The sequence below is a fragment of the Candidatus Phyllobacterium onerii genome (assembly GCF_028331445.1).
Lineage (GTDB): Bacteria > Pseudomonadota > Alphaproteobacteria > Rhizobiales > Rhizobiaceae > Phyllobacterium > Phyllobacterium onerii.
Genome location: NZ_JAQMHX010000021.1, coordinates 1 through 15,920 on the forward strand (window position 1 = coordinate 1; position 15,920 = coordinate 15,920).

Here is a 15,920-nt window from a genome sequence, read left to right on the forward strand (position 1 = left end):
ACGGAAAACCGGTTCCCACTTTTCCTGGAATTTGCTTCAGCCTTTTGTTTTGACGCAATTCCGGACGGAAAACCGGTTCCCACTTTTCCTGGAATTGCTTCAGCCTTTTGTTTTGACGCAATTCCGGACGGAAAACCGGTTCCCACTTTTCCTGGAATTGCTTCAGGCGGTTACTTCCATGTGCCCTGAAACGGAAAAAGTGCGTACTTCTCTCCATCCCGCTTCTAGCATACACGGTTATTATTGGTAACCAGAAAACGATGCGTACCTGCATCAGAGGAGCATGTCATGAAAATCGCGTTGATCGGCGCCACCGGCTTTGTTGGCAGCGAAATTTTGAAGGAAGCCGTGGCGCGCGGCGACAGCGTCACAGCGCTGGTGCGCAGCCCGGACAAGGTGGAAAAGCTGAAGGGCGTTACAGCCGTCGAAGCCGACGCAACCAACACCTCCGATCTTGCCGCCAAGCTCAAGGGCCACGACATCGTCATTTCCGCCTATAATCCCGGCTGGACCAACCCCGACATCAAGGCAGTCCATATTGCGGCCAGCAAATCGATCACCGCGGCAACGAAGCAGGCGGGGATCACTCGGCTGATCGTGATCGGTGGCGCCGGCAGCCTTTATGCGCCTGATGGCACGCAATTTGTCGACGGCGAAGGTTTTCCGGCCGAATACAAGGAAGGCGCATTGGGTGCACGCCAAGCACTGAATGACCTGCGCAGCGAGACGGCGCTCGACTGGAGTTTCGTATCGCCGCCGTTTCATCTGGCACCGGGACCGCGCACCGGCAAATACCGGCTTGGCAAGGACAATCCGGTATTCGACGCCGAGGGCAACAGCGCGATCAGCGCCAGCGATCTGGCCGTGGCGATCGTGGATGAGGCAGAATCGCCGAAGCACAGCAGGGAGCGTTTTACCGTGGGCTATTGAGGTGAGCTCCTCTTACCCTCCCCCTTGTGGGGAGGGAGGCTGCGCAGCAGCAGGGAGGGTTTCTCTTTTGCTTGAAGACCCCTCCCGTCGCTTCGCTCCTGCCCTCCCCACAAGGGGAGGGTAAGGGCCGCAACGTGTTGCCTCGAACGCAAACCACCGGTTTCCTTTTAGTGCCTTGGCAACCGCAACGTGCGTTCTTCCCATGGCGTCATCCTGCGCTTAACTATGTAGCAAAGTTTAACGCAAGGTATGACCATGGAACTCGGCATCTATACATTTGCAGGGATGAGCCCCGATCCCTCGACGGGCGTCGCCATCAGCGCGCACCAGCGCATGCAGAACCTCATCGAGGAGATGGTGCTCGCCGACGAGGTCGGGCTCGATGTGTTCGGGATCGGCGAACACCACCGCCCCGATTTCGTCATCTCGACCCCGGCCATTGCATTGGCGGCTGGCGCCTCGCGGACGAAGAACATCCGGCTGACCAGCGCAGTAACGGTGCTGAGCTCGGACGATCCGGTGCGGGTTTTCCAGGAATATGCGACCCTGGACCTGATCTCCTCGGGCCGCGCCGAAATCATGGCCGGACGTGGCTCATTTATCGAATCCTTCCCGTTGTTCGGCTATGACCTCAACCATTACGACGAGCTTTTTGCCGAAAAACTCGACCTGCTCCTGAAACTGCGCGCCAGCGAACGCGTGACATGGAGTGGCAATTTTCGCGCGCCGATCGACAATCTCGCCGTTTACCCACGTCCGCTGCAGGATCCCCTTCCCGTCTGGATCGCCGTCGGCGGCACGCCGGCATCGGTGGTCCGTGCCGGAACGCTGGGCCTGCCGCTGGCCGTGGCGATCATCGGCGGCGAGCCGCATCGTTTTGCGCCGCTGGTGGACCTTTATCGCAAGTCGGGCGCCAAGGCGGGGCATGCGCCGGAAACGCTGAAAGTCAGCATCAATTCGCATGGCTATGTCGCGGAGAATTCGCAAGCCGCGTCAGACGAATACTGGCCGTCCTACGAAGTGGTGATGAACAAGATCGGCCGCGAGCGTGGCTGGCCACCGAGCAATCGCGCCCAATACGAAGCCGGACGGACGCCGCGCGGCGCGCTGCTGGTGGGCTCTGCGCAGGAGATCATCGACAAGATCATGCTGCAGCACAGCTATTTCCAGCACGACCGCTTCATGCTGCAGATCGACCTCGGCAGCCTGCCGCACGCGAACACGCTGAAGGCCATCGAGCTTTATGGCACGAAAGTCGCGCCGGTGATCAGGAAGGAGCTGAGCGGAGCAGAGGTAAAGGGGTAAGCCCAGCGGTGCCTGTCTCACCGCCGGGATTGATTTTGAGCAATTCCGGACGGAGAACCCGGTGCCCACTTTTCGTGGAATTGCTCTAGTTTGAGCTAATTCAGAACGGATGCAGGTTTTGCAGCCGCGGTCGATTGCGAGCCATAGGCAGGTGCGTTGTAGAATTCTTCAAGCGCCTCTCTCGCTGGCGCGCGCGCTTCTTCTGCATAATAGAACATGTGTCCGCCTTCGAAATTCTTGACTGGAATGCGACCCGCCAAGCCAGCGCCGGCGAGATCAAGCTCCGATTGATGGAATGGCGTCACCAGATCGTAATAACCATGCAAAGCCAGCATCTTGACGGACGGATCGTAGTTCAGGGTGCTGACCAGATCGGGAAGGCTGCTCCGTGCATTGAGCCGCTTGCCCTCGCGCTCATATCGCCAATTTCTAATGATTGGATCCGACAACGTCGAATATTCCGAGGCATTCTTATAGTTGAACATGTCCGGGAGTAATGTCTTGATCTCGGCTTTGAAGGCCTCGTCTTCGTAGAAGGTGATGTCGTAACCACCCTGCTTGGGAATATGCGCACGGACATCGTAGATACCGAAATTTGAATCCGGAATTAAGTCGTTCATAAATTTGTCTGCGCCAGTGTTAAATTCTATCTCGGTCGGAGCCCCAAAGGCAATGCGAACCACTTCTGAGCCTGTCAAATGAAACATACCGGCTCTAAAGTCCAAGCTCCGCGTGTCGTCATTGATGTACTCAAGCCAAGCTGGAGAATCGCCAGTCTTGTTTTTGTCGATTGCGATTTGGGCATAGCGGTTAATGCCCGCAACGACATCCGTGCCAAAAGCGTCGATATAGGCAGGACGGTCAGTAGGATTGGCAATGAACCAATTGGCTGTGGGGGTCGCGATATTGGGCTTGATCAAGTAAGGGACCATGCCAAACGCTACGGCGCGCCCTGGCTCGTTATACCACTTCATAAAATAGTCGACATTTCTCTGTGCGTTATCCGCCATCGACTTGATCGTTGCCCGGCCGGGATAGTGCCATATCGAGTAGGCGGGGTTATACTGTTCGGCCACGAAGCTTCTTAACCCGTTGAGGTACTCGTCGAGTGGCGATTGGCCACGCCTCGTCGCTTTTCCAAAATACTCGGCAGTCATCCCGAACGACGGAAGAAAGCCAGCGCAGGAGATGTCACCGCCCTGCCCGCAATTCGTTTCATAGTTGAGGATGGGCGAATTCAATATAATCCCCGACAAAACTATCGGCTTCTTGCCAGATTTGTCGGGTTCGAAGTTACTCGTTCCCGCCGCTTCCAAAAGATTGGCCGTGACCGGAACGCGGATGCCGCCATAGGATTCGCCATAAAGATACTTGGGCGAGCTCTGGCGATTGTAGAAATTGACGAAACGGGTAACGAAATCGCGGTTGATCCGCGCATCAACCTCCATGCCCCAGAATTCGGCATTCAAGTGTGGGGCGATTGCCTGCGAAAGACCGGTTCCGACGGGGTCGACAAAGACCAGATCCGTCTTGTCGAGAAGCGTTTCCAGATTGTCAATGAGGGGCATATTCCCAGGCTTGGCAGAGAAATACTCCTTCGGAATGTTGGGAATACCGGTCTTGAGCCGCTTCGGCGCCCATGAGCCGAGGTGCAGCCAGATCGAGGCAGATCCCGGGCCGCCATTCCAAAAAAATGTCACAGGGCGATTTTCTTTGGGCAAATCCTCGCGCGTATACGCCATATAGAAAATGGACGCTTGGGCATCCTTTTGCTCTGGAGCTTTGCGGTCATGGGGAGCGTAGGCGATGAGATGACCCGCCCGCGCCGTATAACTAATGGTCTCGCCATTCTTGAGGGTCATCTGATGGTTCTTTACAGCGGGTGCCTCGCTGACCATCGCAAGCTCAAGACTAGCGTCGATTGCGCCGCTATAGGTGTTCTTGTCTTCAAGGACCGCGTCCGCAGGAGCTACCGGAACTAAAGGAAGGTCCGTCAGCTGGATGACCGGGCCGGGATCGACTTTCGGCAGATTGACCGGTGGGTCGACCTGAGGCGGAACAAATGTGCTCTCTGTCTGCGTCACGTTGGAATCGTTGCACGCCGCCAAGCAGAGCAGCGCTAAAACGAACATAATCCGGTAATTCATCACATCCTCGCAATTGATAAAAAATATAGCTTGTTCAATGAATTATTGTCGTGCGGCCACCCATGCGATGAAAGCAAGCGGCCGCTCGGCTATCGAAGCGGTCAATCATTCGATGATTTGAATTGGCTTCTTCTCGATGGCCTTTGTCGGGTCGCCAAGGCCTGCCTTGGGCACGACTGGCGCTAGCGGCGAGCGGACGCTCATGAAAGTATTGATGTCATTGAGACTAACCGAACTGCGACCACTTTTGCTGATTTCGTTGAAATGATCAGCAACGAAACCCCAGCCGGCGTCTTTGGCTTTCTGCGCCGTCAATTTGCCGGAGGGACCAGCAGCGGCTTCAAACTGAGCCTTAAGCCGCTGTTCGAGTTCCTTCTGGATGTTTTCGGCCGTCATCGCCGGCCGGACTGTACCGGGCGGATCTGGTGGCGGAAAGCCGAGACGCTCACCGGCACTAAGTGGGGAAATGGCCAGGAAAGACACTGAAGATGCCAAGATAATCGTCGCAAACAAATAAAGCTTCGTCATGAAATCCACACCTCATAGCAATGAAATTAGTCAGCTACTTTAGCGAATGTAATAGCAAAAGTTTATGCGCAGCAATTATCCAATAGTCTGATATATTATTCAATCGTCTGGCCCCCGATCGATCAAAATCGGACCATTAATGTAATACGACAGGCGCCTTGCCAGCGCCCGTGGGCCGACCATCGTAGAACGCATCGAGCGTCTTTTTTGCTTGTGCGCGTGCCTTGTCATCATCGAAAAACATGTGCCCGCCTTCGTAGAGTTCGACCGGGACGATGCCTGCCAAGCCAGCGCCGGCGAGATCAAGTTCTGTCTGGTGAAAGGGCGTCAGCAGGTCATAGTAACCGTGCAGGGCAAGCGCCCTTACCGCCGGGTCGTTCTCCAAAGTCGCGACCAGGTCCGGAAGTCCAGTTCTGAAGGGCTGCAGCTTGTGCTCTCGCTCGAATTTCCAACGGCCGCGTATGCTGTCATCGCGCAGCATGTAGAGCGAAGCGTTATGATAGCTGAACATCTCAGGCAGGGCCGTCTTGATTGCATCTGCAAACCCTGCACCGGTGTAGAGCGCAGCGGCAGGGCTGCCAAAATTGGAGATGTTCGCCCGAGCGTCAAAGAAACCGAGATTTGAGCCCGGAACAAGCTTGTTTGGGAATTGAACCGGAGACACTTCAAATTCATACAGCCAATCCGCATCGAGCCCGGTGATGCCGGTCATATCCTTGAAGAAGCTCAAACCGGCCGGCGTCTGCGCATAGTCCCGCCACGCCGGCGTCAAGGCTCTCTCGATCTCCTGTTTTGCGTTCGCGACAAATTGCTTGAGCGCGTCAAAGGGATCGGCCATGAATGCTTCGACGAAACGACCCCGCTCCGCAGGGGTGGCAACAAGCAGATTTGCAAGTTCTGTAGCCTTGCTGCTGGCATTCTGCTTCGTGTCGACATTGAGCGCCCACTCTCGGGCACTGGCAGGGTTCTGCCAGTTACCGGTCAGCGTGCCGTATTGGCGATTGGCTTCGGCATAGGCCGCCTTGGCCCTGGTAAGCATCGGCGTGTACCAGATCTTTCGTGCGGGATTGTACTTTTCGGTAACGAAAGTTCGTAACGTTTCAATGTATTCCAGAGCGGTCGCTGTTCCGCGCCTGGTGCTCATGCCGTGGTAGTCAGCCGCCATGGCGTAGGATGGCAAATATCCCGCACAGCTAACATCTGCGGTCTGGCAGTTCATATCGAGATTGAGAATCGGCGAACCCAGCACGAGGCCGGATAGAGCGACAGGCTTCCTGCCGGTTTTGTCAGGGGCGAAATTGCCGCTTCCCGCAGCGACGAGCAGATTGGCGACGATCGGCAGGCGGATGCCATCATAGGATTCGCCATAGAGATATTTCGGCGAGGCCTGGCGGAGGTAACGATTGACGAAGCGCACGACAAAGTCCCGGTTTACCTGCGCATCGGCCTCCATGCCCCAGAAGTCGCTGTTCTTGTACGGTACAATGGCCTGCGATAACCCCGTTCCGGGTGGATCGACAAATACAAGATCGGTCTTGTCCAGCAGCGTTTCGGCATTGTCGACCCACGAAAAGTCTTTCGCCCCGCTCACCAGACGTTCCTGGGTAACATCGGAAGCACCTGTCTTGAGTCGCTTCGGCGCCCACGAGCCCAGATGCAGCCAGGCCGAGGAATAGCCTGGACCACCGTTCCAGAAGAACGTCACCGGGCGATTTTCCTTCGGCAAGTCCTCCCTCGTGTAGGCCGTATAGAATATGGAAGCCTGCGCTACGTTCCCCGCCGGGTGCTCAATATCCTTCGGCGCATAGGCAATGAGGTGGCCGGCGGCGGCGGTGTATCTGACCAGTTTGCCATTGATCATGATCTGGTGATTCTTGACAGCGGGCGTCTCGTCGACAGTCGCAAGCGGAAGGCTCGCATCTGCTGCGGCGCTATAGACGGTCTTGTCTTCCAGCACATGGTCCTCGGGTGGGACAAGAGCGACGGTAGTGATCGAATCTGCCCCTGGACTTCCCGGAGCATTGATATGTGGCTCGGCCTCAGGCGCCACAAACGTACTATCGGCCTTGGTGTTGCCGGAATCACCATCGCAGGCAGCCAGCAAAAGCGATGCAGAAAAGAGCAGAATCCGGTACTTCATCGCAACCTCCAAATCAAAAAAATATTATTAATCAATGGATTACGGTAACTGGACAATAAGAGACGGTGTGAAAAGGCTGTCTTGGAGCAACCTTCGCAAAAAGGGCCACAAGCAGCATGGTCAAGATACACGGTATGGTTTTACGAGGCAGACGATACACAACTATGAGATGTGCTGTCTATTGAGCTAAAGTCGTATGCCGCTCTGTCTGCCTGGAGCGACGCATATTTCTTCGCCATCGTCCAGACTGGCTGCAACTCAAGGTCTAGTTGATGTTCAGGCCGAAACCCTGCATGAGCCGTCTTGCCGCCGGTAGACCAGCCAGAGCGCAAGGCGCCGGAAGACATTGGCGAGAAAAGGGACAATGCGTACAGGCAAGGACGACGATATCGGTGCGGCGGCCGCCCTTCTCATGGAAGCACGGCGCGATTTCTGTCCGAATGGCTTCATCGTCGATATGGTCGCCGCGAGTATGCGCGAGGCGCAGCGACAGCCTGAGGGTTCATTTCACGATTTGAACAGTCTTCGGTTTGGCCGGGCCACCTTGCATGAAATCCAGAACATCGCCGAACTTTACGTAGCCGTCATGATCGCGGTCGATCGCCGCAAAATGATCGGCAACATAGCCCCAGCTTGCGTTTTTCGCTTGGCTGGCTGTCAACAAGCCGGAGGCAGAGCCCGCAGCTTCTGCAAAGCGCGCCGCAAGTTCAGCGTTGACCTCGGCATTGATCGATTGACCGGTCACGGGCGGCAGGTTCGGATCGAACGGCGGTGAGCCGAACCTCCCGTCCTTGATTTGAACCACCGGCGTGGTGATTGCCATTGTATTGTTGCCGAGCGGCATGGCGAATACGGGGGATACACTGAACAAGACGAGCATGATGGCCATTTGCGGGGATGTTTTCATCATGTGTCTCTCAATTCACAACCGTAGTCTTCTGTTCAGTCACAAGCGTTGGCGGCGAGTAGAGCGGCGCGTCGACGAAATCAACAATGGTTTTTTTCAGTTTCGGCAGTTCGCTTTCGACATAATACATCATGTGCCCGCCCTCGAAATTGTGGATTGGAATGCGATCATGCAGGTTGACATCTTTGCCGTTGATCTTGACCGTCTTGTCGAGGTCGAGCTCGGATTGAAATGTCGGCGTTCTGCCATCGAAATAGCCGTGGGTGACCATCAGCTTCAGATCCGGCGCATAATTGAGTGCTTGGGTGATGTCGCCGAGGCTATTCGTCTTGGTTTTCTCGCCACGCGATGACCAGTCCCAAGCAAAGCTTCCGGTTGTCACACTTAATGACGCTTCATAATAAGAGTCATTCTTGAAATTGAGATATTCCGGCAGGTATTCCTTGATTCGCCTGTGAAACGCCGGATCTTCCATAAAGGAGAAGTTGTAGTCTACCTTACCTGCGATACTCATACGCATATCGTAGTTGTTGAACGTGTATCCTGGTTTCAGTTTCGCCATGAAATTTTTTGGATTTATATTTATCCCGTTCGACCAGGTATTGGAAAGTCCAGTGAACCGCTCAAGCTCCTTGATGTAGGCTTTTCCGTCATCGGTCTGGCTGAACGCACTGAAAGTATTATCAAGAACCTTCCTTGTCGCTGGCAAGTTCGTCTCATTGGCAAATTTTCGCACTTCCTGCATATATTCTGTGATTGTGCGATTGCCGCGTGCTGTGCTTTTCCCGAGGGCGTCCGCCGTCATGGCATAGGTGGGGAAAAAGCCGGCGCAGGGAGCAAACGCGTTATCGATACAATTACTGCCGAAATCCAGAACTGGCGAATGAAAGACCGAGCCGGTGAGCACCACGGCCGGTTTGCCCGACTTGTCTTCCTCATAGTCCGTTGTTCCGGCATCCAGCAGCAATTTGGTCAGAACCGGCACACGAATGCCGCCGCCATAGGATTCGCCATAGAGATATTTCGGCGAGCTCTGACGATTATTCATATTGATATAGCGAGTAATAAAGTCTCGCATGACCTTCGCATCGACATCGACGCCCCAGAAATCCTTGTCTATATGAGCCTTGATGTCGGACGTGATAGCATGGGAATAACCATCGCCAATCGGATCGACAAAGACGAGATCCGCCTTGTCGACAAGCGAATCGGCATTATCGACGAACGGAAAGTCCAGATATCGCTGCGTTGCCGCATTTGGCGGGAGAGTTGGATAGTCGAGCTTGATCCGTTTTGGTCCAAAAGCGCCAAGATGCATCCAGATTGATGCCTCGCCCGGTCCGCCGTTGAAAAAGAACATGACCGGACGTTTGTCCTTTGGCAAATCGTCCCGGGTGTAGCTCATGTAGAACACTGCCGCCTGCGGATCGCGTTTTGCCTCCGGGTTGGCCTTGTTCTTCTGCGCATAGGCAATAAGGTGCCCGGCCTTTGCAGTAAACCACACCGTCTTGTCGGCTAGCTGCATCGAATGTCGTTTGACCGCAGGGGCCTCATCGACCTTGTCAAAGGCGACAGTCGTATAGCTATGGCTTTTATAGGCGTTGTTGTCCTCCTTGACCCGGTCTTCCGGCGCATAGAGCTTGTAGGCGTCTTCGAGCTTGCCGGCGGCAGTCAGGAGTGCCGCTGCCTTGTCGATCAAGCCAGCCTTTTTGTATTGCTCGATGGCCTCTTCGGACTTTCCGGCAGCAGCCAGAAGGTCGCCAGCCTTTTCATTTTTTCCAGCCTTCTTGTACAATTCGATAGCTTCATCATTGAGCCCGGCATCGGTGAGAAACTTCCCCGCGTCGTCGAAACGCCCCGCATCGAATGCTGCCTGCGAGAGAATGCGGGCAGCGTCTAGCGTCGCCTTGTCCGTTGTGGCCTTGCCGTCCACCTTGATCCGTTCGAGTTCAAGGCCTGCTTTCCTGATATCTTCGGCTTTGTCTCCAGCCAGTTTGATCAGATCGTCGAGCTTCTTCTGCTCGGCGGCGATCTCACCGCTCTTGCCGTCTTCGCCTGCAAGCTTTTTCCAAGCCTCCTGCGCCGCTGCCAGTTTGTCTTGTGCAGTTTCGATATCATCAGAGAGGGTTTCGAAGGTCTTGCGTGCCGTCGCAATGTCGCCGCCACTGCCATCCTCGCCCTGCAGCTTATCCAAAGCTTCTCGCACTGATTTCAGCTTTTCGCTGGCAGTCGTGATCTGATCTTCAAACTCCACAAGCGTCTTACGTGCATTCGCGACCTTACCGCCCTTGCCATCCTCACCTATGAGATCAACAAGCTCGTTGAACGCCTTGGCAATCTTACCGGGATTTTCGCCTGTGCCATCACCCGTTAAATCAAGCAGGGCCGTGCGCCTCTCCTCCAGCTCATTCTGGGCAAGGGCGATTGCGCCCGGATTGCCCGTAGTGCCGTCGCCCTTTAGCTCTTTCAGCTTTTCCTGCGCCTCAAAGATTGAGCCTTCACCCTTGCCATTGAGGATGGCAAGTTTCGCATTGAGATCGGCAAGCGAATCTGTCGCAATCTTGATGCCGCCACCCTTGCCATCCTCGCCCTCCAGGTCGATCAACCTATCTCTTGCCTCCTTGATGGACCCGCCTTTGCCGTCCTTTCCTTGAAGCTTCTCGAGCGATTCAGTTGCCTTGTTGAGCTCTTCCGTTTTTGCCTTTGTGTCTTCAACCAGCGTGTCGTAAGTTGCCTTCGCCAGACCAATCGCGCTGCTCTTGTCTGCAATGCTACCCAGCTGTACCAATGTCTGCTTTGCCGTTTCAATGTCGGCTACCTTGCGGTCGGCTTGGCTGATCAGATCCGCAAGATATGCTTTCTGCGTGGCGATCTCGCCGCCCTTGCCGTCCTCACCCAGCAGCCGGTTAAGTTCAGCTGTGGCACTCCCAATCGCTGACCTCAGCTCTTTCTGCTTGGCTTCCAGAGCCGCGATCTCGCCGGCAAGAACGATCTTGTCCTTTTTTCCGGCCTCTTTTTGCGCATTTACCTTCTCCAACTCAGCCTTTGCATTGGCCAGATCGGAAAAGGTACTGTCCGCTTCTTTTTTGGTCGTGGCAGTGTCCGAGCCATTACAGGCGGAAAGGCCAAGGACGGCCGCAAGCAATAAATAACGAAAATTCATAAGTGCTCTCTGAAAAGCTCAAAAAGCAACTTTTGGCGGCGGCAGGTTGTGGGGTCAATTCGACGATAGTCGCAATTTGTCTATTTTTTTATCGCTCGGCTCGCGTGACCCACTATTAGGCAGTCACACTGTTGCAAGCCCGAAGCCCTGCATGAGCCGCCTTGTCGAGAAATCCGGATTGCCCGAGGTGAAGATGGCGATGTCGTCACCATGTTCGGGCTCGGCGCCGGTGCCGTTCGGTTTGATCAGGGACACAGCGCGGCGGGCGATCGCCTCGGCCGGATCGAGCCAGTCGACCGGCCAGGGTGCAAGGCGCCGGAAAACATTGGCGAGAAAGGGATAATGGGTGCAGGCAAGGACGACGATATCGGTGCGATCGCCGCCATTTTCATAAAAACATGGTGCGATTTCTGCCCGGATGGCTTCGTCATCGATGTGGTCGCCGCGAATATGCGCTTCGGCCATGGCAGCCAGATTCTGGCTGCCGACAAGGCGCACATGGCACTTCGTGGCGAAAGACTGGATGAGATCGCGCGTATACGCCCGCTTGACGGTGCCCGGCGTCGCCAGCACGCTGACGAAGCCCGACGAGGTACGCTCGGCGGCCGGCTTGATCGCGGGGACAGTGCCGACGAACGGCACAGCCGGATAGGCCTTGCGAAGATCATCGAGCACCAGCGTCGAGGCGGTGTTGCAGGCGATGATCGCAATCTCCGGGTTGTGCTCGGCGATGACGCCCGCGAACATATCGACAATGCGGGAGCACAGGGCGCCCTCCTCCCATTCGCCATAAGGAAAACCGGCATCGTCGGCAATATAGACGAACCGCCGGTCCGGCATCAGCACCCGCGCCTCGCGCAAAACGGTCAGGCCGCCAATCCCGCTGTCGAAGACGATGATTGGCCGGTCCGCTGTTTCTTCACTCATCGCCTGGCTGATCCCCGCTGATTTTCTTCACTGGTGGTTTCTCGCGCTTGCGCCCTTCCGGCGCACCGGAGCCGCGCGGCGTCTTCGGACTGAAATAGTCGAGCGAGACAAGAACGCCGCGCAGGAGTTTCAGTTCGGAATCGGAAAAGCCCGCCCTTGTGAGCACGCCGCGCAGATTGTTGACCATAATCTCCTTGCGCGCCATCGGCCGGAAATAGCCGCGCGCCTGCAAGGCATCTTCGAGGTGGTTGAAGAAGCCCTGCAACTGTTCCTTTGGCGCAGGCTCGAGTTCGGGACCACGAAAAGCGGTGTCGGTATGTTTCTCCAGACCTGACTTCATCCACTCATAGGACATGAGCAAAACCGCCTGTGCAATATTCAGCGACGAGAACGCCGGATTGACCGGAAAGGTCACAAGCTCATCCGCAAGGCTGACTTCGTCATTATTGAGGCCGAAGCGCTCGCGCCCGAAAAGAATGCCGGTCTTCTCGCCATTGTTGAAACGCTGGCGCAGGACGTGGCCTGCTTCGACAGGGCCGCGAACCTGCTTGAAGGCGTCACGCTCGCGCGCCGTGGTCGCATAGACGAAATGCAGATCCTTGATCGCCGATGGCAGGTCGTCGAAGACCTGTGCCGCATCGATGATATGGTCGGCGCGGCTCGCGGCAGAGCGCGCCTTGTCGTTGGGAAATTCCTCGCGCGGCTTGACCAGGCGCAGCTCCGCCAGACCGAAATTCGCCATGGCCCGCGCCACCATGCCGATGTTTTCCGGCAGTTGCGGTTCCACCAGAATGATCGCCGGGCCTTCGGCGATAAGGGTGCGCTGTCTGTCTGTACCGGCCATTTTTAATCCTTCGCTGACGTTGCGCCGTCATAGCTCGCGTTTTTTTGATGGGCAATGCTGCTGTGCGTGGTTCGACAAGCTCACCATGAGGGAGGTTGGTTGATTGCATGAGGATGCTTCTGCGCTGGCGCCCCTGCAAAACTCCATTTCCCTCATGGTGAGCTTGTCGAACCACGCACAGCGCCATTGCCATCCTGCGAGGGCTCCAAAGCCGAATATTTCAGAAACACCCTCAAACCATCGCATCCCTCACTTTGCGTTCTGCAATCGCGGTGCTATAGGGGCGCGAACCCTCACTTTAATCCCGTGCTGACACTCCCAGACGCAGCAAAAAAGAGGCTGACACTTCATGGCAAAGATCAAGGTTGCAAATCCGGTCGTCGAGCTTGATGGCGACGAGATGACTCGTATCATCTGGCAATATATCAAGGAAAAGCTGATCCATCCTTACCTCGATATCGACCTGAAATATTACGACCTCGGGATCGAGCATCGCGATGCGACCAACGATCAGGTGACAATCGATGCAGCCAACGCGATCAAGCAATATGGCGTTGGCGTCAAATGCGCCACAATCACCCCGGACGAACAGCGCGTTGAGGAATTCGGCCTGAAGAAAATGTGGAAGTCGCCCAACGGCACGATCCGCAACATTCTCGGCGGCGTCATCTTCCGCGAACCGATCATTGCCAAGAACGTTCCCCGCCTTGTTCCAGGCTGGACTCAACCAATCATCGTCGGCCGTCATGCTTTCGGCGACCAGTACCGCGCCACCGATTTCAAGTTCCCCGGCAAGGGCAAACTATCGATCAAGTTCGTCGGCGACGATGGCGAGACCATCGAGCACGAAGTCTACGACGCACCAGGCGCCGGCGTTGCGATGGCCATGTACAATCTGGACGACTCGATCCGCGACTTTGCCCGCGCCTCGTTGAACTATGCCCACAATCGTGGCGTTCCCTGCTATCTGTCGACCAAGAACACCATCCTCAAGGCCTATGATGGCCGCTTCAAGGATATCTTCCAGGAAGTGTTCGACGCAGAATTCAAGGACAAGTTCGCAGCCAAGAAGATCACCTATGAACATCGCCTGATCGATGACATGGTCGCGTCGGCGCTGAAGTGGTCCGGCGGTTATGTCTGGGCCTGCAAGAACTATGACGGCGACGTGCAGTCCGACATCGTGGCGCAGGGTTTTGGCTCGCTCGGCCTGATGACCTCCGTGCTGATGACGCCGGACGGCCAGACCGTTGAAGCTGAGGCCGCGCACGGCACCGTGACCCGCCATTATCGCCAGCACCAGAAGGGCGAAGAGACCTCGACCAACTCCATCGCTTCGATCTTCGCCTGGACGCGAGGACTTGCGCACCGTGCCAAGCTCGACGGCAATGCCGAACTCGAGCGCTTCAGCCATACGCTGGAAAAAGTCTGCGTGGATACGGTTGAATCCGGCTACATGACCAAGGATCTCGCCCTGCTCATCGGCCCGGACCAGCCCTGGCTGTCGACTACAGGCTTCCTCGACAAGATCAACGAAAACCTGTCGAAAGCCATGGCTGCCTGATCCGGCACTTGATGCAACACAAGCCCCGGTTCGCCGGGGCTTTTTATATTGTCAAATTGAAAACCCAAATATACGACAGCATTGTTGACATAATAGCGAATTTGCGGTCGAGTGACTTTGCACCATGGGAGGAATGAAATGAGCGACTGGGATGCCCGCTATTCGGCACGCACCGGCAAGATGCGCGCTTCGGAAGTTCGCGAGCTGTTGAAGCTGCTTGACCAGCCGGACATCATCTCGTTCGCTGGCGGCATTCCAGACCCGGCGCTGTTTCCAAAAGATGCTATCAAGGACGCCTATGCTGCAGTCCTGAACGAGAATGCGGATGCAGCGCTGCAATATTCGGTCAGTGAAGGCTACAAGCCGCTGCGGCAATGGCTGGTGCAGTACATGGCCTCGCTCGGTGTTGCCTGCACCATCGACAACATCATCATCACCACCGGATCGCAGCAGGCGCTCGACTACCTCGGCAAACTGTTCATTTCGCCAGGTGACACGATCCTCACCACATGGCCGACCTATCTCGGCGCACTGCAGGCATTCAATGCCTATGAGCCACACTATGATCGCCTGATCCCGGAGGGTGGCAACATGACGCCTGACGCCTACAGGGCCAATGCGCGGGCGGCGGGAGGCCAGGTGAAACTCGCCTATCTCACCAGTGATTTTTCCAACCCGACCGGCGAAACCATCGGCCGCAGCGATCGCATGAAGCTGATCGAGCTGGCGCACGAACTCGATATTCCGCTGATCGAGGATGCCGCCTATCGCGCTCTACGCTACGAGGGAGAGAATGCACCCTCATTGCTGGCGCTGGATATCGAGTGCGAAGGCCATATCGACCAGACACGCGTCCTCTATTCCGGCAGCTTCTCGAAAACACTGACGCCCGGTTTGCGCGTTGGCTGGATTTGCGCCGCTCATCCGGTCATCAGCAAATTGGTCCTGATCAAGCAGGCGGCGGACCTGCACAGCCCGACCATCAACCAGATGGTCATTCACCACGTGGCGGAGCGCCATTTCGATGCGCAGGTGGAGAAGGCCAGAAACCATTACCGGCAACGGCGCGATCATATGCTGAACGCCTTGGCACGATATATGCCGGAAGGCGTAACCTGGACAAAGCCGGAGGGCGGCATGTTCGTCTGGATGACGCTGCCGGACCATATGGATGGTGCGGCGCTGCTGGCCCGTTCGATCGAGCAGATCCGCGTGGCTTTCGTGCCGGGTGCGGCCTTCCACGCCGATGGCACGGGCAGGAACACGATAAGGCTGAACTTCTCCCTGCCAGACGCCGAAGCGATCGATACAGGCATGCAGCGGCTTGGCGGACTGATCAGAAGCGAAATGGAGCACGTAAGAGCCCAACCGTAAATCTGCCATGGAGGGCTGCAACCGGCGTTTTTCTGCGCTCCGATGCTCACGTACCAAACGTACGCTGCGCTTCGGTGCTCGAAAACCACCA

General features: G+C 56.1%; 12 protein-coding genes and 1 pseudogene. 4 read left to right on the forward strand and 9 right to left on the reverse strand.

Annotation, left to right across the window (positions count from 1 at the left end):
- On the reverse strand, positions 1-274 hold a 274-nt coding region (locus PHA01_RS26860), incomplete at its 3' end, for a hypothetical protein (RefSeq protein ID WP_271899339.1).
- Positions 275-288: 14 nt separating this feature from the next.
- Between PHA01_RS26860 and PHA01_RS26865 the strand changes: the two genes are divergently transcribed.
- Both PHA01_RS26865 and PHA01_RS26870 read left to right on the forward strand, forming a co-directional pair.
- Complete coding sequence (locus PHA01_RS26865) at positions 289-930, forward strand: NAD(P)-dependent oxidoreductase (RefSeq protein WP_271899340.1); 642 nt, start codon at positions 289-291, stop codon at positions 928-930.
- A gap of 255 nt (positions 931-1,185) precedes the next feature.
- Complete coding sequence (locus PHA01_RS26870) at positions 1,186-2,235, forward strand: LLM class flavin-dependent oxidoreductase (protein ID WP_271899341.1); 1,050 nt, start codon at positions 1,186-1,188, stop codon at positions 2,233-2,235.
- 95 nt (positions 2,236-2,330) lie between these two features.
- On the opposite strand, the gene PHA01_RS26875 is transcribed toward PHA01_RS26870, so the two are convergent.
- The 8 genes and pseudogenes from PHA01_RS26875 to PHA01_RS26910 all read right to left on the reverse strand — a co-directional run bounded on the left by PHA01_RS26875 (position 2,331) and on the right by PHA01_RS26910 (position 12,891).
- Complete coding sequence (locus tag PHA01_RS26875; protein WP_271899343.1) at positions 2,331-4,319, reverse strand: S10 family serine carboxypeptidase-like protein; 1,989 nt, start codon at positions 4,317-4,319, stop codon at positions 2,331-2,333.
- A gap of 168 nt (positions 4,320-4,487) precedes the next feature.
- The gene (locus PHA01_RS26880; RefSeq protein WP_271899344.1) at positions 4,488-4,910 is read right to left on the reverse strand and encodes a hypothetical protein; all 423 of its coding nucleotides are present in this window, start codon (positions 4,908-4,910) and stop codon (positions 4,488-4,490) included.
- 136 nt (positions 4,911-5,046) lie between these two features.
- Positions 5,047-7,050, reverse strand: coding sequence for a S10 family serine carboxypeptidase-like protein (locus PHA01_RS26885; RefSeq protein WP_271899345.1), 2,004 nt, complete (start codon positions 7,048-7,050; stop codon positions 5,047-5,049).
- Positions 7,051-7,365: 315 nt separating this feature from the next.
- Positions 7,366-7,528 (reverse strand): annotated as a pseudogene (locus PHA01_RS26890) (glutamate racemase); the annotation flags it as partial.
- Positions 7,529-7,552: 24 nt separating this feature from the next.
- On the reverse strand, positions 7,553-7,960 hold the full coding sequence (locus PHA01_RS26895) for a hypothetical protein (RefSeq protein WP_271899346.1): 408 nt from the start codon (positions 7,958-7,960) through the stop codon (positions 7,553-7,555).
- Positions 7,961-7,967: 7 nt separating this feature from the next.
- On the reverse strand, positions 7,968-11,120 hold the full coding sequence (locus tag PHA01_RS26900; RefSeq protein WP_271899347.1) for a S10 family serine carboxypeptidase-like protein: 3,153 nt from the start codon (positions 11,118-11,120) through the stop codon (positions 7,968-7,970).
- A gap of 123 nt (positions 11,121-11,243) precedes the next feature.
- Positions 11,244-12,047, reverse strand: coding sequence for a glutamate racemase (murI, locus tag PHA01_RS26905; protein ID WP_271899348.1), 804 nt, complete (start codon positions 12,045-12,047; stop codon positions 11,244-11,246).
- On the reverse strand, positions 12,040-12,891 hold the full coding sequence (locus PHA01_RS26910) for an RNA methyltransferase (RefSeq protein ID WP_271899349.1): 852 nt from the start codon (positions 12,889-12,891) through the stop codon (positions 12,040-12,042). The genes murI and PHA01_RS26910 overlap by 8 nt, the downstream gene beginning before the upstream one ends.
- Positions 12,892-13,240: 349 nt before the next feature.
- Here PHA01_RS26910 and PHA01_RS26915 point away from each other — a divergent pair, with 349 nt between their 5' ends.
- Both PHA01_RS26915 and PHA01_RS26920 read left to right on the forward strand, forming a co-directional pair.
- Positions 13,241-14,455 (forward strand): NADP-dependent isocitrate dehydrogenase, encoded by a 1,215-nt coding sequence (locus tag PHA01_RS26915; RefSeq protein ID WP_224512971.1) that lies wholly within the window; start codon positions 13,241-13,243, stop codon positions 14,453-14,455.
- Between the two features lie 138 nt (positions 14,456-14,593).
- Positions 14,594-15,829, forward strand: coding sequence for an aminotransferase-like domain-containing protein (locus PHA01_RS26920; RefSeq protein ID WP_271899350.1), 1,236 nt, complete (start codon positions 14,594-14,596; stop codon positions 15,827-15,829).
- Positions 15,830-15,920 lie beyond the last annotated feature (91 nt).

What these genes read in the sequence shown, in the direction of transcription:
- PHA01_RS26865 (WP_271899340.1), top strand. Translation starts at nt 289, where the DNA reads ATGAAAATCGCGTTGATCGGCGCCACCGGCTTTGTTGGCAGCGAAATT.
- PHA01_RS26870 (WP_271899341.1), top strand. Translation starts at nt 1,186, where the DNA reads ATGGAACTCGGCATCTATACATTTGCAGGGATGAGCCCCGATCCCTCG.
- PHA01_RS26880 (WP_271899344.1), bottom strand. Translation starts at nt 4,910, where the DNA reads ATGACGAAGCTTTATTTGTTTGCGACGATTATCTTGGCATCTTCAGTG.
- PHA01_RS26885 (WP_271899345.1), bottom strand. Translation starts at nt 7,050, where the DNA reads ATGAAGTACCGGATTCTGCTCTTTTCTGCATCGCTTTTGCTGGCTGCC.
- PHA01_RS26895 (WP_271899346.1), bottom strand. Translation starts at nt 7,960, where the DNA reads ATGATGAAAACATCCCCGCAAATGGCCATCATGCTCGTCTTGTTCAGT.
- PHA01_RS26900 (WP_271899347.1), bottom strand. Translation starts at nt 11,120, where the DNA reads ATGAATTTTCGTTATTTATTGCTTGCGGCCGTCCTTGGCCTTTCCGCC.
- murI (WP_271899348.1), bottom strand. Translation starts at nt 12,047, where the DNA reads ATGAGTGAAGAAACAGCGGACCGGCCAATCATCGTCTTCGACAGCGGG.
- PHA01_RS26910 (WP_271899349.1), bottom strand. Translation starts at nt 12,891, where the DNA reads ATGGCCGGTACAGACAGACAGCGCACCCTTATCGCCGAAGGCCCGGCG.
- PHA01_RS26915 (WP_224512971.1), top strand. Translation starts at nt 13,241, where the DNA reads ATGGCAAAGATCAAGGTTGCAAATCCGGTCGTCGAGCTTGATGGCGAC.
- PHA01_RS26920 (WP_271899350.1), top strand. Translation starts at nt 14,594, where the DNA reads ATGAGCGACTGGGATGCCCGCTATTCGGCACGCACCGGCAAGATGCGC.